Origin of the sequence: [Roseibacterium] beibuensis, from assembly GCF_039542305.1 — a bacterium.
Taxonomy (GTDB): domain Bacteria; phylum Pseudomonadota; class Alphaproteobacteria; order Rhodobacterales; family Rhodobacteraceae; genus Roseibacterium; species Roseibacterium beibuensis.
In genome coordinates this window covers 485,506-508,811 of record NZ_BAABHW010000002.1, presented here as the reverse complement: position 1 = coordinate 508,811, position 23,306 = coordinate 485,506, and the positions used below count along the sequence as shown (strand labels likewise).

Here is a 23,306-nt window from a genome sequence, read left to right as displayed (position 1 = left end):
CGCGAATCACTGATTCGCACAGGGCGGTCACCGGCTTTTCTTCGCGCGACCGGCGCTATTTAGCAACTCATGGAACGCGGCACGCGCTTCTTCGGTGTCGCCGAACTGTTCGGCGCCGCCGCCTTCGCGGGGTGAAAGGGCGGCGTGCTTGCTGCGCACGGCCTGGTTCAGCCGGAACGCCAGCGTCGCGTCTTCCTCGTCCGTTACATGACCGAGATCCTCGAGGGCTTCGGCCATTTCCTCTTCGATCGCATGGGCGGCGGCGTGTTTGGCGAATTCCTCGGCCAGGCAGGTCGCTGCCTTCTCGATGTCGCCCGTGCCAGACAGAAAAGGTGCAATGCGCAAATGGCCCGTGGCCTCGATGCTTTCAAGGGTTTCGCCCAAGCCCGCCGAGGAAATTTCCGCCCTGAGCGCCTCGGCGTCCCGCTGTGGCGTGGCCAGCAGGAAGTTGGCCAGGCGCGCCTGCCCCTCGTTTCGGGCGAGCATGCGCTCCAGCCGATCCTCGAACTGGTCGATCAGGTCGGGAAACCGGCACAGCGTGGCCAGGATCAGCGACACCCGTAGCCCCTCGCCGTCAAGCGTCGTGGCCAGGGCGCGCGTATAGGCCAGCGGCATCGCGGCCTCGGCAAAGCCGCGCCCGCGCCAACCGGTGTTGCGGCCTTGCGTGCCACGAGCGGGCCGGAACAGCGTGCGGCGCATCTCGGCCAGCGCCTCGCCGTAATGGCGCTTGAGCGAGGGGTCGTTGATTCGCCCCACCGCCTGCCGCAGGCGCCGGTCCAGCCCCGCGCGCCGTTCCGGGGTGTCGAAGACCTGCCCCTCCGTCTCGCGCCGCCACAGCAGGTTGACCAGCGGCTCGGCGGCATCGAGCGCGTCTTGCATGGCCTTCGCCCCCTTCGCCTTGATCAACTCGTCGGGGTCCTGTCCCTCGGGCATGATGCAGAAGCGCAGGCTGCGGTCCGGCCCCAGATGCGGCAGGGCCAGGTCGATCAGGCGCATCGCGGCCCGCAGGCCCGCCTTGTCGCCATCCAGCGCGATGATCGGCTCGGGCGCAATGCGCCAGAGAAGTTGCAGCTGGTCCTCCGTGATCGCCGTACCAAGCGGGGCGACCGCCGCCTCGAACCCCGCCTGCACCAGCGCGATGACGTCCATGTAGCCTTCGGCCACGATCAGGGGCTGGCTCTTGCCCGCGGCCTCGCGCGCCGGGGCGTGATTGTAGAGCGCGCGGCCCTTGTCGAAGAGCGGCGTCTCGCGGCTGTTGAGGTACTTGGCGCGCGCATTGGGGTCCATCGCGCGGCCGCCAAAGCCGATGCAGCGCCCGCGCGGATCGCGGATGGGAAAGGTGATGCGGTCGCGAAACGCGTCATAGGGCGCGCCGCCATCGTCGGGGCGCGTCGCGATCCCGGCCTCGATCACGTGGTCGGCGGGCACGCCCTTGCCGGTCAGGGCGGTGAAGGCCCCTTGGCGCTGCGCCGGGGCAAAGCCGATCTCGAACCGCTCAAGCGTGGCTTGTGTCAGCCCGCGACGCTCCAGGTAGGCGCGGGCCTCGGACGCGGCGGCGGTTTTCAGTTGCAGGCGGTAATGCGCGACGGCTGCCTCGGTCGCCTTGGCCAGTTGGCTGGCGTGATCGGCCTTTTCCTGCGCGCGCGGATCGCGCGCGGGCATCTGCATCCCGGCCTCGCGGGCGAGGATTTCGACCGCTTCCATGAAGCCCACGTTCTCGGTTTCCTGCACGAAGGTGAAGGCGTTGCCCTTCGCGTGGCAGCCGAAGCAGTAGTAGAACCCCTTGCGGTCATCGACGTGGAAGCTGGCCGTCTTTTCCTGGTGGAAGGGGCAGGGCGCCCACATGTCGCCCTTGGCCTGGTTCGATTTGCGATTGTCCCAGATGACCTTGCGGCCGACCACCTGCGACAGCGAGGTGCGCGCGCGAAGCTCGTCAAGGAATCCGGGGGGCAGGCTCATATTCCATATATCGGTGCGCCGGGGCGCACTGTCCAGCGCCCGCACCTCACCTGTCCACAACGTTTCGAGGGGCTGTGGATGGGTTCAGAGCGCGGCGCGGGCGGCCACCATGCGCATGGCGCGGGCGATCTCGTGCACCGCCGTGGCCGCCATCGAGCGGAAGACGAGGATCTCGAACCGCTCCGGCCCGGTGCGCAGGATCAGGGCATTCATGTGGCCCAACCCGCTGCGGATCGCGTGCCCGGGCGGGAAGGCGCTGTCCGACAGGTCGACCGGGACAAGGCGGGCCAGCACCGCGCGCGCGTCGGCCCCGTCGAGGACCAGATGGGTCCAGCTGTCGGATTGATCGACAAGCGCGGCATACGGCTTGAGGGCCTCGTCCGGCGCACCAAAGAGAAAGCACTGGTCCAGCCCGCTCCACACCGCGCGAAGATCGCCGTTTGCCTCGATGGCCCCGGGCGCAGGAAACGCGACTCCATGGGCGGTCTGCATTGCATCGGACAGCGCCTTGGTCTGACCGCGATAGGGCATCACGGCCCAGATCGGGGTCTGTGAGCCTTCGGACAGGGTGACGGTTCCTCCGACTTCGGGCAGCAGGCCAGCCGCTGGCGATCGGTGGGACAGGGTGATGTCAGCCACGGGCGCGCCCTCCGTCCGGGTCGAACATGACGGGATCGCACACCGCGCAGGTCACGTCGACATCGCGCAGGTGATCGACGACGCGCACCTGTTCGCCATGACGGGCGCGACCGTTCCGCAGGAAGCCAAGCGCGATATAACCCTCCAGCGTCGGCGAATAGCAGGTCGAGCTGATGTAGCCCTGGTCATTGGCGGCTTTCGGCTCGGCCCCGCGCGGGAACAGGTGCGCCCCGGCGGGCAGCGCCTTGGCGGGGTGGATGGGGCGCAGGCCGATCAACTGCTCGCGCGTCTCGCCCGACAGGCCGGGCCGCTGCGAGGCGGCCTTGCCGATGCAGTCCTTCTTGGGCGAGACCATGCGTCCGAACCCGATATCGTCAGCGGTGACGCGGCCATGGATCTCGGCATGGGTGACAAAGCCCTTCTCGATGCGCAGCACGTTCAGCGCCTCCATCCCGTAGGCGCCGCCGCCCAACTCTTCGGCGCGGGCGACCAGCGTGTCGAACAGCGCGGCCCCGTAGCGGGCGGGCATGGCCACCTCGTAGGCATGTTCCCCAGAGAAGGAGATGCGGAACAGCCGCCCGGGCACACCTGCCACGCCAACCTCGCCGCAGGCCATGAACGGGAAGCTCTCGTCATCGATGGGCTGGTCGAGCAAACCGTTCAGCACCTCGCGCGATTTCGGACCGGCGACGGCGAATTGCGCCCATTGCTCGGTCGCGCTGAGGAAGCGGACATCCAGATCGGGGCGCAATCCCTGGTGCACGAATTCCAGATGCTGCATCACCTGCCCGGCGGCCGCGGTCGTCGTGGTCATCACGAAATGGGTTTCCCCAAGCCGCGCGGTGGTGCCGTCATCCATGACATGCCCATCCTCGCGCAGCATGAGGCCATAGCGCGTGCGCCCGACCTTGAGCGTCGAGAAGGTGTTGCAATAGACAAGGTCGAGGAACGCCCCCGCATCCGGCCCCTGGATGTCGATCTTGCCGAGGGTCGAAACATCGACCACGCCCACCGCGTTGCGCACCATCGTCACTTCGCGGTCGCAGGATTGGCGCCAGTGGCTTTCGCCCTCGCGCGGGAAATAGCTGGGGCGATACCAAAGCCCGGCCTCGATCATCGGCGCGCCGCGCGCGCGTGTCGCCGCGTGCGAGGTCGTCAGCCGCTCGGGCGCAAATCCCTTGCCTTGCGCGCCCGCGCCCATCGCCCCGATCGAGACCGGCACAAAAGGCGGGCGGTAGGTCGTGGTGCCCGTCTCGGGGATGCCGCGCCCGGTGGCATCGGCCAGCACGGCCAGCGCGGAAATGTTCGAGTTTTTTCCCTGGTCCGGCGCCATGCCCTGCGTCGTATAGCGTTTCATATGTTCGACAGAGGCGTAGTTTTCCTTTGCGGCCAGTCGCACGTCCTTGGTCGTCACGTCATTGGCGAAATCGAGCCACGCGCGCCCCTTGCCCTCGACGAACCACAGAGCCTGCCCGCCGCCAGCCGCATCCGACGCTTGCGGCACTTCGATGGCTTTGGGCGTGATCCCCAAGACCTCCAAGGCGGTCAGCGCGGCGGCGTGCCCCTGTTGCAGGCAGGACGCGGTCGAGAACGCCCCGTTGCAGGCACCCGCCGGGATCAGCCCCGGCACGGCATCCGGGGCGGGCAGGAACGCCTTGAGCCCCGCATCCCAAACGGGCCGCGCGCCAAGATGGCAGGTCAGATGGACCGACGGGTTCCAGCCGCCCGACATGCCAAGGCAATCGGTCTGGATCTGGTGCGTCTTGCCGCCGGCTTCGCGCACCGTGATCTCGCGCAGGCCCAGACGCCCCTTGCTGCCCACGACCTGAGCGTCCGCGATCAGGCGGTAATCTCCCTTGGCCTCGACCCCGCTTCGGCTGTCGATCACGGCGGCCACGCGGATGCCCGCCTCCTGCAACTCGACCGCCACGTCATGGGCCGTGTCGTTGGTGGCGAAAAGCGTCACGTTCTTGCCCGTCGCGACCCCGTAGCGGTTCAGATAGGTCCGAACCGCGCCTGCCATCATGATGCCGGGGCGGTCATTGTCGGGAAAGGCGATGGGGCGTTCGATGGCGCCAGCGGCCAGAACCGCCTGTTTCGCGACGATCCGCCAGAAGCATTCGTGCGGCAGATTGGGGGCGTCCGGCACATGCTGGCCGACCCGTTCGACTGCGCCGAAGGTCAGCCCGTCATAGATGCCCGTAACGGTCGTGCGGGTTATGATCCGAACGCGGCCCGTCGCCTTCAGCCGGGCCAGCGCGTCATCGACCCAAAGCTGCGCGGCCTTGCCACCGACCTCCTGGCTATCGGACAGAAGCCGCCCGCCTGCCTCGGTCGTTTCCTCGGCCAGGATCACGTCCGCCCCGGCCTCGGCCGCCGTGATCGCCGCCATCAGGCCAGCCGGACCGCCCCCGATCACCAGGAGATCGCAAAAGGCGTAGGCGCGTTCGTTCTCCCTCGGGTCGGGCCCACGCGTCAGCCGCCCCAGACCGGCGGCGCGGCGGATCACCGGCTCATAAACCCTCTCCCAGAAGGCGCGCGGCCACATGAAGGTCTTGTAGTAGAACCCCGCGCTCAGGAAGGGCGAGAGGTAGTCGTTGACCGCCAGCAGGTCGCGGTCCAGCGGGCCGAGGTGGTTCTGGCTGTGCGCGATCAACCCTTCGTGGATCTCTTGCACGGTGGTGCGCACGTTCGGCACCATCGCCCCGCCTTCGCCGATCTCCATCAGGGCGTTCGGTTCCTCGGATCCGGCGGTCAGGATGCCGCGCGGGCGGTGATACTTGAACGAGCGTCCCACCAGCCGCTTGCCCCGCGCCAAGAGGGCCGAGGCCAGCGTGTCGCCCGGAAACCCCGACAGCGTCGTGCCGTCGAAGCTGAACTTGACCGTGCGCGACCGGTCGATGCGCCCGCGTCCGTCAACCCGCATCGCTCGCCTCCTCCTCGCGGGCGAGCGTTGCGCCGAAAACCTCGTGGGTGACGGTGTCGCGGGTCACCAACAGCCACGCGCCACAGCCCTGCCCGTGAAGCCACAGGTCCCGCGTGCGGCCCGCGGGATTTTCGCGGTTGTGCAGGTAGTCGTCCCACAATTTCGGGGCCGACCCGGCGGCGGGGCGGCAGAGATAGGTCTCATGCCCCTTGTAGGTGAACTCCCGGATGTCCCGATCCCCGCAGAGGGGGCATGGAATACGCATCTGATCCCTCTAATGCAGGTTGTGCTGGCTGCCGGTGCCTTCTTCGTCCATCAGGCCACGGCCGGTGGCGAAACGGTCGAGGCGATAGCGCGCGGCGGGGGCGTGGGGCCTGTCCTGCGCGATCAGGTGGGCAAAGGAAAAGCCCGACCCCGGAACCGCCTTGAAGCCGCCGTAGCACCAGCCGCAATTGAGATAGAGCCCCTCGATCCCCGTCTTGTCGATGATCGGCGATCCGTCGGGCGACATGTCCATGATCCCGCCCCAGCTGCGCAGGAGTTTCGCCTTGCCGATCATCGGCATCAGGGTCATCCCGGCCTCCATCACGTGTTCGGCCATGGGCAGGTTGCCGCGTGCCGCATAAGACGCGTAGAAATCCAGATCACCGCCGAAAACCAGCCCGCCCTTGTCGGATTGGCTGATGTAGAAATGCCCCATGCCGTAGGTCACGACGTGGTCGATGACGGGTTTCAGCCCTTCGGTGACGAAGGCTTGCAGGATGTGGGACTCGATAGGCAGGCGCATCCCCGCCATCGCCGCCACCTGGCTGGAGCGGCCGGCGACCACGATGCCCACCTTCCTGGCCCGGATCGCGCCGCGCGTGGTTTGCACGCCGCGCACCTTGCCGTTCTCGATGTCGATGCCGGTGACTTCGCAATTCTGGATCAGGTCGACCCCGCGTCTGTCCGCGCCGCGCGCATAGCCCCAGGCCACCGCGTCGTGCCGCGCCGTGCCGCCGCGCTTGTGCCAAAGCCCGCCATGGATCGGGAAACGGGTTTGCTCAAAGTCGAGATAGGGCAGGAGTTTACGCACCCTGTCGCGGTCCAGCAGGATCGCGTCGTCGCCCTGGTTGATCATCGTGTTGCCGCGCCGGGCATAGGCGTCGCGCTGCCCGTCGGAATGGAACAGGTTGATGATGCCACGCTGAGAATGCATCACGTTGTAATTCAACTCGCCCGACAGCTTTTCCCAGAGTTTCAGGGAATGCGAGTAGAATTCGGAATTGCCCGGAAGCATGTAATTGGCGCGCACGATGGTCGTGTTCCGCCCGACATTGCCGCCGCCCAGATACCCTTTTTCCAGCACCGCGACATTGGTCAGCCCATGCTCCCTGGCAAGGTAGAAGGCCGTGGCCAGCCCGTGCCCGCCGCCACCGATGATGACGACGTCGTATTCAGGTTTGGGATCGGGGGTGCGCCAGGCCGGTTTCCAGCCACGGTTGCCGGACAATCCCTGCGTCAGAACCTGCAGGCCGGAATAGCGCATGCGTGCCTCGTGACGTGTTGGTGTGCCGCCGGTCGGCCATACCCGGCGACCCGCTTGTCACGGCACTATCGGACGGGGTCGAGGGAAAAGAAAGCCTGCGAGCGACATCGGTCTGCGGCCAGGCGGCGGCGCAAGATCACGAGCTTGGCGCGTCTTCTTCGTCGTCGAACGGGACCTGTCCGGCGTAGCGCGGGCGCACCAGCGTGAAATTCTGGAAGTCGATATTCGTCAGGCCAAGGTCGAAGGGCGGATCATAGGCGACCGTCGTTTCCACGAGGACAATGCGCTCGCCATTGCCCATCAGCGGCAGATGCTCTTCGACCTGCGGCAATGTCGTCGTGAACAGGCGCGCCGCCCCGTTGACGCCATGGGACCAGTCCACCTGGTAGTTGCCGTTGACCATCCCGATCTGGGTCACGCGCATCCGCACCGGGGGCGTGTCGCGGATGATATGGGTCAGGATGTTGGCGTACCCCTCGATGTCGTGGCTGTAGATCCAGCTTCGCTGGCGCGAAATCAGGTCCGCGACGCTGTAGGTCGCCTTGACCGACGTGTTGTAGGTGCGGAACGCGTCGAAGAAAACGAAGCTGCCAACGAAGGCCCAGATCAAGAGCGGCAGGATCAGCACCGTCTCGAAGGCGACGGCGGCGCTGGTATCTGCCCAGAAACGGCGGAACGAACGTGCGATCATGGCGGCCCCTCCTCAATCCGGCTCGTTCACGAAGACCGAGGCCGCGATCATGTGCAGGCCGCCGGAATCGTCGCGTGTCAGGTTCAGCCCGTATCCCGAGAATGGCAGGATGCGATCGACGATCATGCAGGCGCGGATCAGCATGATTTCGTGATCGATCCCGACGATGAATTCGTTATCTGGCGTTACGGTGGCGTCGCTGCGATGAACGCAGAGGTCATTGTCCTCCGGCATTTCATAGGTGGTGTCGTCGATCGGTTGCAGGTCGATCATCAGCAACGCGTTGCAATCTGGCAGAAAGCTCGTGTTGTCGCAGATCGTGTCGCGGATCTCGTCCGAGGTGACCGTCAGGCCCTTGGCCAGGCGCAGCACCCGCACGGCCTGGTCGAGCGTGCGTTCCATCATCACTTGGCGCGTCATGATCATCGAGGTTTCGAACGAGGCGACGAACACCATCATGATCACCGGGAAGATGATGACGAATTCCATCGTCGCCGTGGCGGTTTCATCCCGGAAGAACGTGATCAATCTGGAGCGCATCGCAGGCATTCCGGTCCCTCTCACTGGACCAGGCGAAGCTGGTTGATGCTGCGCGCGATCGAGGCGAAGGCATCGCTGATCTCGATCCCTTCCACATCGTAGTAATGCGCATCGGAACTGGCACAGGCGCGCATGACCTGCTGCCCGCCATAGGGCGCTTCGAACCCCACCGAGAAGATCAGGATCCCCGCGTCCTGGGCCGCCGCGCAGGCCGAAAGCAGGTTGGTGTCGGCTGCCGACCTGCCGGCGTACATGTAGTCCGCATCGTAGCGCACGCCGTTATAGGCCGACCAGTTGCCGGACATGTAGGCGGGAACGCGCAGGTAGCGGTCGGCGATGTAGCGCCCGGTATAGTTCGCCCAGAGATAGGTCCAGGACAGCGCCACCGACTCGGCGTTGCGATAGGGCTCGTCGGACCACCAGCCGTTATAGTCGTCGGGGTCGTAGCGCGACACCCAGAACTGGTCGCGCGACGGCACATAGACGGAATAGCGGTCGTGATCCGAGTGGTAGTAGATGGGCGAGCTGCCGCTTTTGTACGGGTCGCGCAGGTCGTACTGGTTGGTGTTCTCCCCATCGGTCATCAGCACGACGACCTTGATGGTTTCCTCGTCGTCATAGTCTGCCGGGCGGTCGAAGAAATCTCCGTCGACCGCGTCGGCATCGATCAGCGCATTCAGAGCCGGACGCGCGGCAGGATCGAGCAGGCCGACGGCCCAGTTCATGCCGAGGTCGATGGCCGTCCAGCCCCGGGCGCGCAGGCTGTCGATATGGGCGTGAAGCACGGCCTCGTCATGCTCCCACGGCAGGATGGCGCCGTAGTCGTCCGTGGGGCAGTAGGGATCGTCGAAATCGTCGTACTGGCTGTAATCGTCGTGATCCCAGTGCGCGATACGCTCCAGCGTTTCGTTGGGATTGATCGCGGTGCGGGCGAACTGCTCGGAGGTGAAGCGGACGCAGCTCGATCGGTCATGTTCGCCGGACAGCGTGAACACCGACTCGAGCGTGTCGCCCATGTTGACCATGCCGTTATAGGGCACGATCGAGATGGACACGAGGTTGCCCTGGTCGCTTTCATTCGCTTCAAGCACGGTCGTCACGAATTCGCGGGCCGCAGCGCGCATGTTCTGGATGCGATCGTAGGATCCCATGGACCCCGAGATATCGAGAACCATGGAAATCTCGACGTTGCGGATGCGTTCTTCGGCCACGCCTTGCGCCGGGGAACTCAGCACCCGCACGCCGAACATGTGCATGAAGAGAGAGTTGATCTCCAACTCCGCATAGGCATCGACCCGGCGGTAGTTGAAGCCTTGGTCCACATCGATATCGAGGCGGTAATTCTGCAACCCCGACACCTCGAAATAGCTTTGGACCACGTCATATGGGTCCAGCGGCTGGGTCACGGACGCGGCCGCAAGCACCGCGCGGTCCAACGTGTATTGAAGCTGTGCCCGTTGGGTCTCGTAGCGCATGATATCGACCGCGATGCCGCCCACGGCCACCATCAGAACGAACATCATCAGCGCGAAGGACGTGATCGTGCCGTCTTCGGCACGGCAGAATCGCTGCGCCAGCGTTGCCAAGGCACGCGGCTTGCGATTGGCCTTCTGGCCTGGCCCGGATGTCTTTGACGTCTTGGTCATGGACGTTGTCTCGACTGTTTAGCTTGGCTGGCGCGCAGGACGCACTTTGCCGTTGGTCATTTATTGACCGCCAAGAAGGGCGAAATTGGGGCGGGGCCATGATCGAAACGCGGAGTTTCCGGTGCGCGATCAATGCCGTGACCTGCCCGATGGGCGATCGGTTGCGGATAAGGCTTGTGTCATGGACCCTTGCCGTGGCTGTCTCAGGGGGGCGCGCGCGACCTGCCAAAAGGCACCAGACCCGAAAACCCGCGCGCGCAGGGAGAAGAGCCATCATGTCCACGCCCACCGGTGAACCGAGTTTCCGCCAATCCGTCGACCTGATGTTCAACCGCGCCGCCGCGCTGTTGGACCTGCCGCCGGGCCTCGAGGAAAAGATCCGCGTCTGCAATGCAACCTACACCGTGCGCTTCGGCGTGAAGCTACGGGGCGAAATCCGCACCTTCACCGGCTATCGCTCGGTCCATTCCGAACACATGGAGCCGGTCAAGGGCGGCATCCGCTATGCCCCCACCGTGAACCAGGACGAGGTCGAGGCGCTGGCGGCCCTGATGACCTACAAATGTGCCCTCGTCGAAGCGCCCTTCGGCGGATCGAAGGGCGGGTTGTGCATCGACCCGCGACAGTACGAGCCCGACGAGCTGGAAAAGATCACGCGCCGCTTCGCCTATGAACTGATCAAGCGGGACATGATCAACCCGGCCCAGAACGTGCCCGCGCCCGACATGGGCACCGGCGAACGTGAGATGGCGATCATGGCCGACCAGTATCAGCGCATGAACACCACTGACATCAACGCGCGCGCCTGCGTGACCGGCAAACCGCCCCACGCGGGCGGCATCCAGGGCCGGGTCGAGGCGACGGGACGGGGCGTGCAATACGCCCTGCGCGAGTTCTTCCGCCACCCCGAGGACGTGAAGAAGGCCGGTCTTTCCGGCAAGCTCGACGGCAAGCGGGTGATCGTGCAGGGCCTCGGCAATGTGGGCTATCACGCGGCGCTGTTTCTCAGCACCGAGGACGGGTGCAAGGTGACCCATGTCATCGAGCGCGATGGGGCGCTGGAAAACGCCGATGGCCTTGACGTTGTTGCCGTGCACGACTGGATCGCCGGTCACGGCGGCGTCAGGAACTGTCCCTTCGGCACCTATCACGAGAACGGCGCCAAGGTCCTGGAAGAGGATTGCGACATCCTGATCCCTGCCGCGTTGGAAGGCGTGATCAACATGCACAACGCCAATCACGTCAAGGCGCCGCTGATCATCGAGGCGGCCAACGGGCCGATCACGGCCGGTGCCGACGAGATCCTGCGCCACAAGGGCACTGTCATCATTCCCGACCTCTACGCCAATGCCGGCGGCGTGACCGTGTCCTATTTCGAGTGGGTCAAGAACCTCAGCCATATCCGATTTGGCCGGATGCAGCGGCGGCAGGAAGAGGCACGGCACCAGTTGATCGTGGACGAGTTGCAGCGCCTTGACGAACACCTGGGCGGCGCATGGTCGATGACGCCGGACTTCAAGCAGAAATACCTGCGTGGCGCGGATGAGTTGGAACTGGTGCGCTCGGGCCTCGACGACACGATGCGCGCGGCCTACGACTCCATGCGGCAGGTCTGGTGGGAACGCGACGACGTCAGCGACCTGCGCACGGCCGGGTTCATCGTCGGGATCAACCGCGTCGCCGCCAGCTACCAGGCCAAGGGGATCTAGCCGCCTGCCTGTCCGCGCTGGACCAGCAGCACGTTCATCAGGTCGGCGGTCGATTTCGCCTCGGCCCCCGAGGTGACGCCGCCGACCGCAAGCCGCCGCCCCGACCGCATCCAGAGGCCGGGGGCATAGACGCGGCTGCCCGGTTCTCTCAAGCGTACGACAAAGCCGTTCGCGGGCTTGAAGGCCGTCAGCCCGCGTTCGACCTTCACCACGTTGTCCAGCCTGCACAGGAGGCGCCCGTCCGGTCCCGTCTCGCGCAGTTCCTCGCGGGTCAGTTCCAGGGTGATCGCGCTGGCCTGCCAAAGCCGCCATGCCAGAAACAGCGCCCCGGCCCCGAACAGGATCAGGAAGATCAGGAAGGCCGGTGACTGCGGTGGCCGTTCAGCCGCCACCGTCAACACAAGCGCCCCAAGCGCGCCCATCATCCCCACCGCCAGACCGCGACGCAGCGGTTGCGGCGTGATGAGGGCGAGGATCTCTTCGTCGGTCTTGGGCATCGGGTGCGGTCCTTCGCATCGGGTGGCCTGACATACCGCGCTGGCCGCGCGACGCAAGCCTGCGCTGGCAACCTTCGCACCGCGCGGCTAGAAGGCGGGCATGCTGACCGTCCAGACCTATGGCGAGGAGAGCTCGCACCCGCCCATCCTGATCGCGCATGGCCTTTTCGGCTCGGCCAGGAACTGGGGCGTGATCGCGAAACGCTTGTCCGAGGTGCGTCGCGTTCTGGTCGTCGATATGCGTAACCACGGCGACAGCCCATGGATGGAAGCGCATTCCTATCCGGACCTCGCCAATGACCTGGCCGAGGTGATCGCCGCCCATGGCGGCACGGCGGATGTGATGGGGCATTCCATGGGGGGCAAGGCTGCCATGGTGCTGGCCCTGACCCACCCCGAGGCCGTTCGACGCCTTGTCGTGGCCGATATCGCCCCGGTCGCCTATGGCCACACGCAGCAGCACCTGATCGACGCGATGCGGAAGGTGGATCTGTCGGTGATCGAGAGCCGCCGGGATGCCGACACGCAACTGGCGCGCCATGTCACGACCGACGGTGTGCGGGCGTTCCTTCTGCAATCGCTGGACGTGAAGGCGCGCAAATGGCGTCTGAACCTTGATGTGCTGGAAAAGGACATGGAACTGATCCTGTCTTTCCCCCAGGTGCAGGGCACGTTCGACGGCCCGACCCTGTTTCTGACGGGCGCGGAGTCCGACTATGTCCGCCATGAGGATCGCCCGGCGATCAAGGCGCTGTTTCCGAATGCGAAATTCGCGAAGATCCCGGGGGCTGGCCACTGGCTCCACGCGGACAAACCGCGCGAGTTCGAGGCGTCGCTCCGGGCGTTTTTTACGGCTACTTAGGCGCCATCATCCGCCGCATCAGCCCGGTTTTCCAGACAAGCTGATGCACGGCGACGGCGGCTACATGCGCGATAATCAAAATCAAAAGCAATGACTTGAGGGTCTCGTGCGCATCGCTTGCGCCCTCCATCCGGCCGCCCCAGGCGGCGGCGCCGGTGACCGGCAGGAGGAAAAGCAGGGCGTAGAGCGCGAGATGGGCGGCGTGGCCGAGTTTGCCGAACAGCGGCGGTTCGCCCTCGGGCGGGGGCGGCACGCCATGTTCCTTGCGCAGCAGCACGCGCCACGTGGCCAGCAGCAGGATCAGCATGCCGCCGCCGGCATGCAGGGCGACGGGCAGGGTGATGGCATAGGCACCGGTTTCCGTCGCCCGGTCATAGGCGTCTGAAATGCCGTCATGCAGCAGGAATTGCAGCGCGACCAGAAGCACCGTCACCCAGTGCAAGGCGATCTGAACCCGGCTGTAGCCTGCGGCGCGAGACATGCGAAACCCCTGCGAAAGCCTTTGGCAGTCAGGAGTTTAGCACGAAACCCGCGCTGGGCGGACTCAAAGATTCCGGATCTTGTTGGCGGATATCCAGGCGGCGGGGAGGGCGGCGACGGCGCCAATGGCGGCGGCGATCACGATGGGCTCCCAACCATCCATGCGCGCGGCCAGAACGGCGGTGATGAGGATGCCGGCCATGGCGGTCGATGCAAGGGTGTAGATCAGGAAAAACAGACGCATGGGGGTCCCTCCGCAGCGTGTGGCGCGTGTCCTTGCCCATGTCAATCATATCGCCGCAACACCTGCCTTGATCCCGATCAAGCGGCGATCCGGCCATGTCACACCCCGTACACAGCCTGTACACACCCCGTGCGTACGCGCGACGCCCCTCAACCGGCCAGCCGGAGGGCGCAAGGCTCAGGGGCGCATGTCGGCGTAGCCTTCTTCCTGCATCTCGATCAGGCGCACGACGCCCGATGGCGTGATCTCGGCACCAGCCGCGAGCGGCGCAGGGAGAACCCGTCGCGGCGCGACCAGTTGGCATGGGTGTTGCCGCAGGACGAGAAGGAGACGTTCGCCATCGCGAGGTTCACCTGTTCGATGCGCTGCTGCACCGGGCTGCCCTCATCCGGCAGCATGGTCAGGCCGGGGCCATAGGCGACCAGTTCGACCATGACGCTATCGCCGTGTTCCTCGTAGTAGCGGGTGACGTTCAGGACCTAGTTCAACGCCATGTTCATCCCCTGCGGATCGTTTTCGTCCACGTGGATGGCGACGTAAGGCGTCTCGCCCCCGGCAAAGGCGGGGGTGTCGCCGGTCAGACCTCGCGCGCGGCGGGGTTGGGGACGGTGCCGGTCCGCTCCACGCGGGTTTCGTCCCAGTTCGGGTCCTGCCGCTTCACCCGGCGGGAAATCACGTAGGCCAGGGGCCAGCTGAGGCCGAAGCCCAGAACGGCAGCGCCGATCACGGCGGGCCAGGCATAGAAGCCGAGATTGAAGGCGAGAATGGTGAAAGCGCCGGTCGCCACCGCGCCGACGGGAAGGGTGAGAAGAATGCTGAAACGATCCATGGGGTCCTCCTTTCACCGGCCCAACGCGGCGGACGTACAGGGGTTCCGAAGCGGGGGTTTCCAACCGTTGCCGGCGGTCCGGCGGACAAGAATCTTGACGCTGGGTCAACGAATCAGGACCCTGAAGGCCTATTGAAACCAAAGGGGGTAACTATGCTCTTTTCAAAAAACGTCTTGGGGACTGCCATCCTCGCCGCCGCGCTTGCGGCCTCGACCCAGGCCAGCGCCCACGAAGTCTTCAGCGAAACGATCCAGATGCCGGTGGTCGGATCGGGTGACAGCCAGGAGGTGACGATCACCTGCCCGGCGCATCATTACGTCATCGCGGGCGGCTTCGCGAACAACGACCAGCTGACGCCGACCGGTCCGCTGGTGGTGACCGCCAGCTTCCCGGCCTCGACCCGCAGCTGGACGATCGAGCTGACCAACCGCAGCGGCCGCCCGACCTCGACCCGCGAGGCGATGGTCACGATCTACGCGACCTGCGATCACCACTGGTGATGTGAAACGAGCGCCAGCCGTCCCGGTTTTGGGGGCGGCTGGGGTTAATTCCGTGAAGATCGCGCGAAATCGAATTTAAACGAGCCGGAACGAAATTAGTCGAGCCGGCAATGGTTTCTTTCGCTGTTCTTTTCGGCGCGCTTTCCGGCGAGGTGCGGCGGGACAAGTCCCGCCCTACGAGTCCATCTTGAGCGCGTTGATGAAGGCAGATTGGGGGATTTCTACCTTGCCGAACTGGCGCATCTTCTTCTTGCCCGCCTTCTGCTTTTCCAGAAGCTTCTTTTTCCGCGTGGCGTCGCCGCCATAGCATTTGGCGGTCACGTCCTTGCGCAGCGCGGCGATGGTTTCGCGCGCGATCACGCGGCCGCCGATGGCCGCCTGGATCGGGATCTTGAACATGTGGCGGGGGATCAGCTCTTTCAGCTTTTCGCACATGGCGCGCCCGCGCATCTCGGCCCGGTCGCGATGCACCATGATCGACAGCGCATCGACCGGTTCCTCGTTCACGAGGATCTGCATCTTCACGAGGTTGTCGGCGCGGTAGCCGATCATCTGGTAGTCGAAGCTGGCATAGCCCTTGGTGACCGATTTCAGCCGGTCGTAGAAGTCGAAGACCACCTCGTTCAGCGGCAGGTCGTAGACGACCATGGCCCGCGTGCCGGCATAGGTCAGGTCCAGCTGTTCGCCCCGCCGGTCGTGGCACAGCGTCAGCACGTCGCCGAGGTATTCGTCGGGCACGAGGATCGTGGCCTTGATGCGCGGCTCCTCGACATGGTCGATGAGGGTCTGGTCGGGCATGTCGGCGGGGTTGTGCAGCTCGACCACCTCGCCGTCCTTCATGTGCAGGTGGTAGATGACCGAGGGCGCGGTGGTGATCAGGTCGATATCGTATTCGCGTTCCAGGCGGTCGCGGATGACCTCGAGATGCAAAAGCCCGAGAAAGCCGCAGCGGAAGCCGAAGCCAAGCGCGGCCGAGGTCTCCATCTCGGAGGAGAAGGAGGCGTCGTTCAGGGCCAGCTTCTCGATCGCGTCGCGCAGGTCTTCGAAATCATTGGTGTCGACGGGGAAGAGGCCGCAGAACACCACCGGCTGCGAGGGTTTGAAGCCCGGCAGCGCGGTCTGGCACTGTTTCTTCTCGTGGGTGATCGTGTCGCCGACGCGGGTGTCGCGCACCTGCTTGATCGAGGCGGTGAGAAAGCCGATCTCGCCCGGCCCAAGCTCGGGGATGTCCTGCATTTTCGGGCGGAAGACGCCCAGCTTGTCGATCTGGTAGGTGCCGCCCGTCTTCATCATGCGCACGCGGTCGCCCTTCTTGACCACCCCGTCGATGACGCGGATCAAGACGACGACGCCGAGATAAGGGTCGTAGTAGCTGTCGACCAGCATCGCCTTGAGCGGCGCGTCGCGGTCGCCCTTGGGCGCGGGCAGGCGGGTGACGATGGCCTCCAGCACGTCGGGAATGCCGAGGCCGGTCTTGGCGCTGATCTCGATGGCGTCCTGCGCGTCGATGCCGATGACATCCTCGATTTGCTCCTTCACCCGGTCGGGCTCGGCCGCGGGCAGGTCGATCTTGTTGAGGACCGGGACGATCTCGTGATCGGCGTCGATGGCCTGGTAGACATTGGCGAGCGTCTGCGCCTCGACGCCCTGGGTGGCGTCCACCACCAGGAGCGAGCCTTCGACGGCCTGCATCGAGCGGCTGACCTCGTAGGCGAAGTCCACGTGGCCCGGCGTGTCGATGAGGTTGAGGATATAGGTCTCCCCGTCCTGCGCGGGATATTCGATGCGGACGGTGTTGGCCTTGATGGTGATGCCGCGCTCGCGCTCGATATCCATCGCGTCGAGGATCTGCTCCTGCATGTCGCGCTCGGCCACGGTGCCGGTCAGCTGGATCAACCGGTCGGCCAGCGTGGACTTGCCGTGGTCGATATGGGCGACGATGGAGAAGTTGCGGATGCGGGAGAGGTCGGTCATGGCGGCCTGCATGGGGAAATGGTCAGAGGGGGATGTAGCTTAAGGGATGTCGGGAGGGAAGGGCTGGGCGTATGTGTCCGACCGTCGGGGGCGATATGGGCGGCGGCCGCGCGGGGCCGGGGGGGATGGATTGCGGACGCACCTGCCCCCTCGCCTGTGTCTATGGCGCTGAAATGCTTGTTTTGCAGGCAGGATTGTGCGATTCTTCCACATGTGGGGGCGCCGTCAAGCGGGTGGTGTATGGTGCCTTTTGTGTTTTCGACCCACTTTTGTGTCGAAGCAGACCCTTCAAGCATAGTCCTGAGCGTGCGGGACGTGGCGCTGAGACGTGTCTGGACGGCCACGAAACGGGCGCGCTTCCTGCCGCGTGGCGTCAGCAGATTGGTGAACCGGGCGGCGCGGGCCAGTCGGCCCATGATTGTCACCAGCGACCGGTTTGTCGTGACACCCCTGGAAGAGGGGCAAACCTACCAGAGGATGCTCGATGTCTGGACCCATCGAGAGGATCTCTCGGCCAGCGAGACGTATCGAAACATCTGGAATACGTTGACCCGCACCGGGCGCTACCAGCACAAGCGATACGAAATCACCGACCCGGCCGAGATCCCGCAATTGATTGCGACCTGTTACCTTGACCTGCTGGAAAGCATGTCACGCGACGGCTACTGCGCGGACAGGACATCGGCATTGGCGACCGGCGGGCTGGGCCGGGCCATTGTCTGGCAGGATGGCAGCCTCGTCCACGAAAACGGAGCGACGCATCGTTTGGCGGCTGCAAAGATCGTCGGCTTGCGGCATGGGTTCCCCTTTCGCATCGTTGGCGTTCACGAGGATTGGCTCAGGGCGAACGGCGTTGGGGAACGTCCGAGCAAGGAAGCGGTGCGGCGCGCCGTCGGGCTGTCCAGATCCGTGCTCTGCGTTGACCCCGACAGAGTCGACGAAGACTCCATGGGAGTTCAATAGACCGTTCCGCGCGCCTTCTGGGGGCATGGTTGACCTGCCTTAGCCGGCCTGCGGCAACACCTCGCGGCTGATCATCGTGCGCAGCGAGAAGCTGGAGCGCGTGGCGCGGATGCCGGTCATCAGATCGGCCAGCGCGGACTTCTCGTGAGCGATATGGGCGAGGATGGACAAGTTTCGGATGCGTGAAAGGGCCGATCATGGCGGCCTGCATGCGGTTGGATTGCCGGCGCAGTGGTGGAGACGGGCGCTTGGAGAAGGCCCGGTCGGGCATTGTCCGCCCCGACACGTCGGTCGCAACGGCATGGGCGGCCAATACGGCCCGCCATGAGACAGTCAGGCCAGCGGCACGACGCGTCGTGCGTTTCGGCAGGTGACGGTCTTGCCGAGTGGAATAAACTGTACCAGCCGCCGGAGCCTCAGGATTTCACCAGTATCCAAGCGTCCTGAATCGTTGGCAAAGTGACGCCGCGTCCGCACCAGTCTCCGTAGGTCGCGTCCGCGAGGTCCAGACCTTGCTCGGCAAATTGCGCGCGGAGATGTGCCTCGTCATGGGCGACGCCGCGCTCTGGCACGGCATCATCCAGCAACCGGATCGAGCCGCGTCGGTGCGGGAAGACCCATTCCCCCACTCCGTTTTCAGTCCTGCGAATGCTGTCAGGATTGAGGAAGAAGCCAGTGACGAAGCATCGCCCGCCTTTACAAAGCAATCGCCCGATTTCGCGGATGTAATTTTCCACACCTTCTTTCAGCATGTGTGTGAAAACTGACCGCAGAATGATGAAGTCGAAACTCAGATCGTCGAAAGGGAAACGGTATTCGTGGTCGTGAGTGGTGCCGCTTGCGTTGTAATGCTTGCTGTAAATATCCGCATGATGAAACCGGAAATTCGGAAATCGCTCGTAGTGCGTGTCGCACCACTCGACGCCGTCTTTGACGATCTCGACGCCGTCATATGAACCTTTGGCGTCAAGGTATACTGTGAGTGGGCGCGCAATCTTTCCGATTCCGCTGCCGATATCCAAAACGCGTTCGTCGGGTTTCAAGCGCCCGCGATGGATCAGATACTCCCTTGTGGCGGCCTCGCCGCCATTTTGAAACGCCTCGGTAGTGTGGCTGCCATCGAAAATCTGTTTGAGCGGGGGGGTCAGACTCGCGTCTGGGTCCGGGTGCTTCGCGACTTTCAGGAAATACATGGTGATCCGTTCTGAGAAGGCGTCATTGCGGTGCAGGTTGCCGTGTCTTGAAGGTGCTTACAATGCTTCAACTTGAGCCACGACTGGTGCGGCAAAAAAATTCGGGCCACGTGTAAGGCGTTCTTTTGAGAGGTGGTCGAGAGTTCGTAACCAGAAAGAACGGCCAGGCCCGACAAGGCGCTATGAAAGGCGTCACGCGGCAAACCCATCGTCGCCGCGGCCCTTCGCGTGTGGCTCACCCCCTCGGCAACACCTCGCGGCTGACCATCGTGCGCAGCGAGAAGCTGGAGCGCGTGGCGCGGATGCCGGGGACGTGGACGAGGTGGTCTTCGAGGAAGCGGTCGAAGGCCTTGAGGTCGGGGGCGACGACCTTGAGCAGGATATCGCGGGTGCCGGTCATCAGGTGGCATTCCACGACCTCGTCGAAGCGGCGGATCGCGGCTTCGAAGTTGCGCAGGGTTTCGTGGCTCTGGCGTTCCAGCTCGACGAAGATGAAGACGGTCAGCGCCAGGCCCAGTTTCGAGGCGTCCACCCGCGCGGTGTAGCCGGTGATGATGCCGTCTTCCTCCAGCTTCTGGACGCGGCGGGCGCAGGGGGTGGGCGTCAGGCCCACGCGCTCGGCCAGCTCGGTGATCGACAGGCGGGCGTTTTGTTGCAGTTGGGCGATGATCTGGGTGTCGATCCGATCCATTGGGGAAAGTCTCCAAGAGTTTCCGGTTTTTTAGCGGAAATCGGCCCCACGGGCCAGTCGCACGGGGCCAGTTTGGTGAAACACGCTGCCCGATGTCGCCTAGGCTGTTGGGCAAGGAAGGGACGAAAAGTCCAAACAGGAGGTTTCCCATGCAGACGACCCGGATTTCCAGCGACACCCATGAAACCGTCTTGCGCGTCGAGGACGCGGCGGCGGGGCTGATCGGTTTCATCGCCATCCATTCCACCGCGCGCGGCCCGGCGGCGGGCGGTTTGCGGATGCGGCCCTATGGCTCCGAGGACGAGGCGCTGGAGGATGTGCTGCGCCTGAGCCGGGGCATGACGCTGAAGAACGCGGCGGCGGACCTGCCGCTTGGCGGCGGCAAGGCGGTGATCCTGGGCGACCCGGCGGAGAAGACGGACGCGCAGTTGCGGGCGTTCGCGCGGGCTATCGAGGGGTTGGCGGGGCGCTACTGGACGGCCGAGGACATGGGCATGTCGCCGGCCGACATGGCGGTGATCCGGGGCGAGACGCGCTATGTTGCGGGGCTGGACGAAGGGGCGCATGCCTCGGGCGATCCGTCGCCGGTCACGGCGCGCGGCGTGTTCTACGCCATGCGCGTGGCCGCCGAGCAGCGCTGGGGCAGCCCGGTGCTGGAGGGGCGGCGCGTGGCGATCCAGGGCCTGGGGCATGTCGGCTGGCACCTGGCCAAGCTGGTGCGGGCTGCGGGCGCCGAGTTGGTCGTGTCGGATCGCGACGCCGAGCGGGCGGCCTGGGCCGTGACGAGTTTCGGCGCCGAGGTGGTGACGCCGGACGAGATCCTGTCGGTGCCCTGCGATATCCTTGCGCCCTGCGCCATCGGCGGGGTGCTGACGGTCGAAAGTGCTGCAAAGGTGCAAGCCGAGATTGTCTGCGGCGCGGCGAACAACCAGTTGGCCGATGACGCGGCGGGGGATGCGCTATGGGCGCGCGGTATCCTCTACGTGCCGGATTACGTCGCCAATGGCGGCGGCATCGTGAATGTCGCAACCGAGATACTGGGTTTGGCCGACCGGCGCCGCTTCGTCAGCGACAAGCTGGCCGCGCTGCGGGAAATGACGGCGCGTATCCTCGCCCGCGCGGAAACAGAGGGCGTCAGCCCGCATCGCGTGGCCGATGAGGTGGTGGCGGAACGGCTGGTTCGGCAGGACAGCGCCGCCTGACCGGCGGGAAACCGGCACGCGGCGAGAGGTCGCGCGGGCATCGCGGCGGCGATAAGGTATATCCGTGACATGGCAAATAATTGCCTGTGTTATACAGGAGACCCTCATGCGTTTCGTTTCGATGCTCGTTGCTGCTGGCCTGACCCTTGGCACCGCCGCCCCAATGGCTTTCGCGCAGGATGCCGCGCCGCTGGTGACCGTCGTGACCGCCGACAACCCGCAGACCCAGCTGATGTCGATGGTCCTGACCGGCCAGGCCGCGCAGCAGGGCCACCCGGTGCGCGTCCTGCTTTGCGGCCCCGGCGGTGATCTCGCGCTCGCCGATGCGCCGGAAAGCGCCACCGCCGGCCAGCCGCCGATGGGCGCCAGCCCGCAAGGCTTGCTGATGCAGTTGATCGAGGGCGGCGCCACGGTCGAGGTGTGCGCCATCTACCTGCCGGGCCTCGGCGCCGATGAAAGCGTGCTGATCGACGGTGTCAGCGTCGCCGAACCCCCCGCCATGGCCGGCGCCATGGCCGCGGAAGGCACCATCGTCTGGTCCTTCTGATCGGCTTGAATCTTTGCCGGGGCGGATGTGATCGGCCCCGGCATGGACAGAATCAGGAGTTTGGCGCATCCTATGCGGGAACGGGCGCAAGACCCGTGTACCCATATCGAACCGAGGCATAGTGACATGACACGCATCCTGATCGCGTCCGTGACGATCTGCGCGGCCCTTGCCGCACCGGCTTTTGCCAACCCCATCGAGCGCGCCTGCCTGAGTTCCGACCGGCCGGCGGCCAGCCGTTCGCTCTGCGCCTGTATCGGCGAGGCGGCGGACCGCACCCTGACCCGCGCTGACATGCGCCTTGGGGCACGCTTCTTCCGCGACCCCGAAGAAGCGCAGCGCGTGCAACTGTCCGACACCCCGCGGAACGAGGAAATCTGGCAGCGCTGGCGCAATTTCGGCGAGATGGCCGAAGCGATGTGCCGCTGACCGCGGACCTTTAGCCGGACGTTCCCGACAGACGGGCCGCCCAGAGACGGGCGGCCTCTTCGATCAGGTCGAGCGCGCCTTCGAAGTCGCGGGTAAAGTAGGGGTCGGGCACGTCCCCTCCGCCGAGCGGGTCGAGATACATGGCCAGATCGGCACGCGCGCCCTTGGGCGCCATCCGCGCCAGATCGGCGTGATTCTCCGAATCCATCGCCAGGATCAGGTCGAACCGGTCGAAATCGGCCGGGCTGACCTGCCGCGCGCGCAGCCCCGAAATGTCGTAGCCCCGCCCAAGCGCCGCCGCCTGCGCGGGGCCATAGGGCGGTTTGCCGATATGCCAGTCGCCGGTGCCGGCGCTGTCGATCTCGTGACCGGGCAGGCGGGCGCGCAGCACCCCTTCGGCTGTGGGCGAGCGGCAGATGTTGCCAAGGCAGACGCAGAGGATACGGTCGGTCATGGCGACAGGAGTGCCAGCGAACGCGGAGGGGTGCAATGGATCGGATCGTCATTCTGACCGGGGCGGGCGTGTCCGCCGAAAGCGGGCTGGGCACGTTTCGCGACAAGGATGGGCTCTGGACCCGCTACGACCTGTCCGAGGTCGCCACGCCCGAGGGCTATGCCCGCAACCCGCGCCTTGTCCTCGACTTCTACAACGCGCGCCGGGCCAATGCGCTGGAGTCCAGCCCGAACGCGGCCCACCGGGCGCTGGCGCGCTTGCAGGAGGGGTTCGCGGGCGAGGTTCTGCTGGTCACGCAGAATATCGACAACCTGCATGAACGGGGCGGCAGCCGCGAGGTGGTGCACATGCATGGCGAAATCACCCGCGCGCTCTGTGCATCCTGCGGGCATCGCTGGGATGCACCGCGCGAGATGGTTCCGAGCGATCCCTGCCCGTCCTGCGCGGCCCCTGCAACGCGGCCCGATATCGTCTGGTTCGGGGAAATGCCCTATCACATGGAGCGGATCCTGCCCGCCTTGAGCGAGGCGGATCTGTTCGTGGCCATCGGCACCTCGGGCGAGGTCTATCCGGCGGCGGGCTTCGTCGAGATCGCGGAAGAGGCCGGGGCAGAGACGCTGGAGATCAACCTCGATCCGGCGCCTGCGCCGGGGCGGTTCGATCGCATGATCGCGGGCAAGGCGACCGAGGCGGTGCCGGCCTGGGTGGTGGAGGTACTGGGCGGATAACGGCGGCGCGCCGTCAAGATGGATGGAACAGGTGGCGCGCCGTCGCCGGCCCCACCAATTTCAGGGCGGGGGCA

The 23,306-nt window shown here is 65.4% G+C and carries 26 protein-coding genes; 8 read left to right on the top strand and 18 right to left on the bottom strand.

Going from position 1 to position 23,306, the window contains the following annotated elements; translation table 11 throughout:
* Positions 1–27 precede the first annotated feature (27 nt).
* From dnaG to ABD923_RS08950, 8 genes are all read right to left on the bottom strand, one after another.
* Positions 28–1,959: a DNA primase gene (gene dnaG / locus ABD923_RS08985; protein WP_259550324.1), complete on the bottom strand. Its 1,932-nt coding sequence runs from the start codon at positions 1,957–1,959 to the stop codon at positions 28–30.
* A gap of 84 nt (positions 1,960–2,043) precedes the next feature.
* Complete coding sequence (locus tag ABD923_RS08980) at positions 2,044–2,598, bottom strand: sarcosine oxidase subunit gamma (protein ID WP_259550323.1); 555 nt, start codon at positions 2,596–2,598, stop codon at positions 2,044–2,046.
* Positions 2,591–5,524, bottom strand: a complete 2,934-nt coding sequence (locus ABD923_RS08975) for a sarcosine oxidase subunit alpha family protein (protein WP_259550322.1) — start codon at positions 5,522–5,524, stop codon at positions 2,591–2,593. Before ABD923_RS08975 ends, ABD923_RS08980 begins: the two co-directional genes overlap by 8 nt.
* Complete coding sequence (locus ABD923_RS08970; RefSeq protein WP_259550321.1) at positions 5,514–5,789, bottom strand: sarcosine oxidase subunit delta; 276 nt, start codon at positions 5,787–5,789, stop codon at positions 5,514–5,516. The genes ABD923_RS08975 and ABD923_RS08970 overlap by 11 nt, the downstream gene beginning before the upstream one ends.
* 9 nt (positions 5,790–5,798) lie before the next feature.
* Entirely contained in the window at positions 5,799–7,052 is a 1,254-nt protein-coding gene (locus tag ABD923_RS08965; RefSeq protein WP_259550320.1) for a sarcosine oxidase subunit beta family protein, read from the bottom strand.
* 136 nt (positions 7,053–7,188) lie between these two features.
* Complete coding sequence (locus tag ABD923_RS08960; RefSeq protein ID WP_259550319.1) at positions 7,189–7,743, bottom strand: TadE/TadG family type IV pilus assembly protein; 555 nt, start codon at positions 7,741–7,743, stop codon at positions 7,189–7,191.
* A 12-nt stretch (positions 7,744–7,755) separates the two neighbouring features.
* On the bottom strand, positions 7,756–8,283 hold the full coding sequence (locus tag ABD923_RS08955) for a TadE/TadG family type IV pilus assembly protein (RefSeq protein WP_259550318.1): 528 nt from the start codon (positions 8,281–8,283) through the stop codon (positions 7,756–7,758).
* 20 nt (positions 8,284–8,303) lie between these two features.
* Positions 8,304–9,929 carry a pilus assembly protein TadG-related protein gene (locus tag ABD923_RS08950; RefSeq protein WP_259550317.1) on the bottom strand — a complete coding sequence of 542 codons (1,626 nt, stop codon included), beginning with the start codon at positions 9,927–9,929 and terminating at the stop codon, positions 8,304–8,306.
* Positions 9,930–10,204: 275 nt separating this feature from the next.
* On the opposite strand from ABD923_RS08950, the gene ABD923_RS08945 reads away from it, so the two are divergent.
* Positions 10,205–11,638, top strand: coding sequence for a Glu/Leu/Phe/Val family dehydrogenase (locus ABD923_RS08945; RefSeq protein WP_259550316.1), 1,434 nt, complete (start codon positions 10,205–10,207; stop codon positions 11,636–11,638).
* Here ABD923_RS08945 and ABD923_RS08940 read toward each other — a convergent pair.
* Positions 11,635–12,135 carry a hypothetical protein gene (locus ABD923_RS08940; RefSeq protein ID WP_259550315.1) on the bottom strand — a complete coding sequence of 167 codons (501 nt, stop codon included), beginning with the start codon at positions 12,133–12,135 and terminating at the stop codon, positions 11,635–11,637. The genes ABD923_RS08945 and ABD923_RS08940 overlap by 4 nt on opposite strands.
* Before the next feature lie 100 nt (positions 12,136–12,235).
* Here ABD923_RS08940 and ABD923_RS08935 point away from each other — a divergent pair, with 100 nt between their 5' ends.
* A complete protein-coding gene (locus tag ABD923_RS08935) occupies positions 12,236–12,997 on the top strand; it encodes an alpha/beta fold hydrolase (RefSeq protein WP_259550314.1) in 762 nt (253 codons plus the stop codon).
* On the opposite strand, the gene ABD923_RS08930 is transcribed toward ABD923_RS08935, so the two are convergent.
* From ABD923_RS08930 to ABD923_RS08915, 4 genes are all read right to left on the bottom strand, one after another.
* Positions 12,990–13,478, bottom strand: coding sequence for a cytochrome b/b6 domain-containing protein (locus ABD923_RS08930; protein ID WP_259550313.1), 489 nt, complete (start codon positions 13,476–13,478; stop codon positions 12,990–12,992). The two genes, ABD923_RS08935 and ABD923_RS08930, sit on opposite strands and share 8 nt — an antisense overlap.
* A gap of 63 nt (positions 13,479–13,541) precedes the next feature.
* On the bottom strand, positions 13,542–13,721 hold the full coding sequence (locus ABD923_RS08925) for a hypothetical protein (protein WP_222191045.1): 180 nt from the start codon (positions 13,719–13,721) through the stop codon (positions 13,542–13,544).
* Positions 13,722–13,939: 218 nt separating this feature from the next.
* The gene (locus tag ABD923_RS08920; protein WP_259550312.1) at positions 13,940–14,155 is read right to left on the bottom strand and encodes a hypothetical protein; all 216 of its coding nucleotides are present in this window, start codon (positions 14,153–14,155) and stop codon (positions 13,940–13,942) included.
* 143 nt (positions 14,156–14,298) lie between these two features.
* Entirely contained in the window at positions 14,299–14,550 is a 252-nt protein-coding gene (locus ABD923_RS08915) for a hypothetical protein (protein ID WP_259550311.1), read from the bottom strand.
* 153 nt (positions 14,551–14,703) lie between these two features.
* Between ABD923_RS08915 and ABD923_RS08910 the strand changes: the two genes are divergently transcribed.
* Positions 14,704–15,051 carry a hypothetical protein gene (locus ABD923_RS08910; RefSeq protein WP_222191048.1) on the top strand — a complete coding sequence of 116 codons (348 nt, stop codon included), beginning with the start codon at positions 14,704–14,706 and terminating at the stop codon, positions 15,049–15,051.
* A 174-nt stretch (positions 15,052–15,225) separates the two neighbouring features.
* On the opposite strand, the gene lepA is transcribed toward ABD923_RS08910, so the two are convergent.
* Positions 15,226–17,025 carry a translation elongation factor 4 gene (gene lepA, locus ABD923_RS08905; protein WP_259550308.1) on the bottom strand — a complete coding sequence of 600 codons (1,800 nt, stop codon included), beginning with the start codon at positions 17,023–17,025 and terminating at the stop codon, positions 15,226–15,228.
* 414 nt (positions 17,026–17,439) lie between these two features.
* On the opposite strand from lepA, the gene ABD923_RS08900 reads away from it, so the two are divergent.
* Positions 17,440–17,988 carry a hypothetical protein gene (locus ABD923_RS08900; RefSeq protein WP_259550307.1) on the top strand — a complete coding sequence of 183 codons (549 nt, stop codon included), beginning with the start codon at positions 17,440–17,442 and terminating at the stop codon, positions 17,986–17,988.
* A 39-nt stretch (positions 17,989–18,027) separates the two neighbouring features.
* Here the strand turns inward: ABD923_RS08900 and ABD923_RS08895 are convergent, their stop codons facing one another.
* The 3 genes from ABD923_RS08895 to ABD923_RS08885 form a co-directional block, all read right to left on the bottom strand.
* A complete protein-coding gene (locus ABD923_RS08895) occupies positions 18,028–18,159 on the bottom strand; it encodes a hypothetical protein (RefSeq protein WP_259550306.1) in 132 nt (43 codons plus the stop codon).
* A gap of 245 nt (positions 18,160–18,404) precedes the next feature.
* The gene (locus ABD923_RS08890; protein WP_259550305.1) at positions 18,405–19,181 is read right to left on the bottom strand and encodes a class I SAM-dependent methyltransferase; all 777 of its coding nucleotides are present in this window, start codon (positions 19,179–19,181) and stop codon (positions 18,405–18,407) included.
* Positions 19,182–19,416: 235 nt separating this feature from the next.
* Entirely contained in the window at positions 19,417–19,872 is a 456-nt protein-coding gene (locus ABD923_RS08885) for an Lrp/AsnC family transcriptional regulator (RefSeq protein ID WP_259550304.1), read from the bottom strand.
* Positions 19,873–20,021: 149 nt separating this feature from the next.
* Between ABD923_RS08885 and ABD923_RS08880 the strand changes: the two genes are divergently transcribed.
* From ABD923_RS08880 to ABD923_RS08870, 3 genes are all read left to right on the top strand, one after another.
* Positions 20,022–21,074, top strand: a complete 1,053-nt coding sequence (locus tag ABD923_RS08880) for a Glu/Leu/Phe/Val family dehydrogenase (protein WP_259550303.1) — start codon at positions 20,022–20,024, stop codon at positions 21,072–21,074.
* A gap of 106 nt (positions 21,075–21,180) precedes the next feature.
* Complete coding sequence (locus ABD923_RS08875; protein ID WP_259550302.1) at positions 21,181–21,621, top strand: DsrE family protein; 441 nt, start codon at positions 21,181–21,183, stop codon at positions 21,619–21,621.
* A gap of 126 nt (positions 21,622–21,747) precedes the next feature.
* Entirely contained in the window at positions 21,748–22,050 is a 303-nt protein-coding gene (locus ABD923_RS08870; RefSeq protein WP_222191054.1) for a hypothetical protein, read from the top strand.
* Positions 22,051–22,060: 10 nt separating this feature from the next.
* On the opposite strand, the gene ABD923_RS08865 is transcribed toward ABD923_RS08870, so the two are convergent.
* Positions 22,061–22,504, bottom strand: a complete 444-nt coding sequence (locus ABD923_RS08865) for a low molecular weight protein-tyrosine-phosphatase (RefSeq protein ID WP_259550301.1) — start codon at positions 22,502–22,504, stop codon at positions 22,061–22,063.
* 35 nt (positions 22,505–22,539) lie between these two features.
* On the opposite strand from ABD923_RS08865, the gene ABD923_RS08860 reads away from it, so the two are divergent.
* Positions 22,540–23,232, top strand: coding sequence for an NAD-dependent deacylase (locus ABD923_RS08860; protein WP_259550300.1), 693 nt, complete (start codon positions 22,540–22,542; stop codon positions 23,230–23,232).
* The last annotated feature ends 74 nt before the right edge of the window (positions 23,233–23,306 follow it).

Coding starts and splice junctions, on each gene's coding strand:
- dnaG (WP_259550324.1), bottom strand. CDS start 1,959: ATGAGCCTGCCCCCCGGATTCCTTGACGAGCTTCGCGCGCGCACCTCG.
- ABD923_RS08880 (WP_259550303.1), top strand. CDS start 20,022: ATGCAGACGACCCGGATTTCCAGCGACACCCATGAAACCGTCTTGCGC.
- ABD923_RS08910 (WP_222191048.1), top strand. CDS start 14,704: ATGCTCTTTTCAAAAAACGTCTTGGGGACTGCCATCCTCGCCGCCGCG.
- ABD923_RS08860 (WP_259550300.1), top strand. CDS start 22,540: ATGGATCGGATCGTCATTCTGACCGGGGCGGGCGTGTCCGCCGAAAGC.
- ABD923_RS08900 (WP_259550307.1), top strand. CDS start 17,440: ATGATTGTCACCAGCGACCGGTTTGTCGTGACACCCCTGGAAGAGGGG.
- ABD923_RS08965 (WP_259550320.1), bottom strand. CDS start 7,052: ATGCGCTATTCCGGCCTGCAGGTTCTGACGCAGGGATTGTCCGGCAAC.
- ABD923_RS08945 (WP_259550316.1), top strand. CDS start 10,205: ATGTCCACGCCCACCGGTGAACCGAGTTTCCGCCAATCCGTCGACCTG.
- ABD923_RS08925 (WP_222191045.1), bottom strand. CDS start 13,721: ATGCGTCTGTTTTTCCTGATCTACACCCTTGCATCGACCGCCATGGCC.
- ABD923_RS08975 (WP_259550322.1), bottom strand. CDS start 5,524: ATGCGGGTTGACGGACGCGGGCGCATCGACCGGTCGCGCACGGTCAAG.
- lepA (WP_259550308.1), bottom strand. CDS start 17,025: ATGACCGACCTCTCCCGCATCCGCAACTTCTCCATCGTCGCCCATATC.
- ABD923_RS08955 (WP_259550318.1), bottom strand. CDS start 8,283: ATGCGCTCCAGATTGATCACGTTCTTCCGGGATGAAACCGCCACGGCG.
- ABD923_RS08930 (WP_259550313.1), bottom strand. CDS start 13,478: ATGTCTCGCGCCGCAGGCTACAGCCGGGTTCAGATCGCCTTGCACTGG.
- ABD923_RS08885 (WP_259550304.1), bottom strand. CDS start 19,872: ATGGATCGGATCGACACCCAGATCATCGCCCAACTGCAACAAAACGCC.
- ABD923_RS08865 (WP_259550301.1), bottom strand. CDS start 22,504: ATGACCGACCGTATCCTCTGCGTCTGCCTTGGCAACATCTGCCGCTCG.
- ABD923_RS08970 (WP_259550321.1), bottom strand. CDS start 5,789: ATGCGTATTCCATGCCCCCTCTGCGGGGATCGGGACATCCGGGAGTTC.
- ABD923_RS08920 (WP_259550312.1), bottom strand. CDS start 14,155: ATGGTCGAACTGGTCGCCTATGGCCCCGGCCTGACCATGCTGCCGGAT.
- ABD923_RS08940 (WP_259550315.1), bottom strand. CDS start 12,135: ATGCCCAAGACCGACGAAGAGATCCTCGCCCTCATCACGCCGCAACCG.
- ABD923_RS08935 (WP_259550314.1), top strand. CDS start 12,236: ATGCTGACCGTCCAGACCTATGGCGAGGAGAGCTCGCACCCGCCCATC.
- ABD923_RS08915 (WP_259550311.1), bottom strand. CDS start 14,550: ATGGATCGTTTCAGCATTCTTCTCACCCTTCCCGTCGGCGCGGTGGCG.
- ABD923_RS08870 (WP_222191054.1), top strand. CDS start 21,748: ATGACACGCATCCTGATCGCGTCCGTGACGATCTGCGCGGCCCTTGCC.
- ABD923_RS08875 (WP_259550302.1), top strand. CDS start 21,181: ATGCGTTTCGTTTCGATGCTCGTTGCTGCTGGCCTGACCCTTGGCACC.
- ABD923_RS08890 (WP_259550305.1), bottom strand. CDS start 19,181: ATGTATTTCCTGAAAGTCGCGAAGCACCCGGACCCAGACGCGAGTCTG.
- ABD923_RS08950 (WP_259550317.1), bottom strand. CDS start 9,929: ATGACCAAGACGTCAAAGACATCCGGGCCAGGCCAGAAGGCCAATCGC.
- ABD923_RS08960 (WP_259550319.1), bottom strand. CDS start 7,743: ATGATCGCACGTTCGTTCCGCCGTTTCTGGGCAGATACCAGCGCCGCC.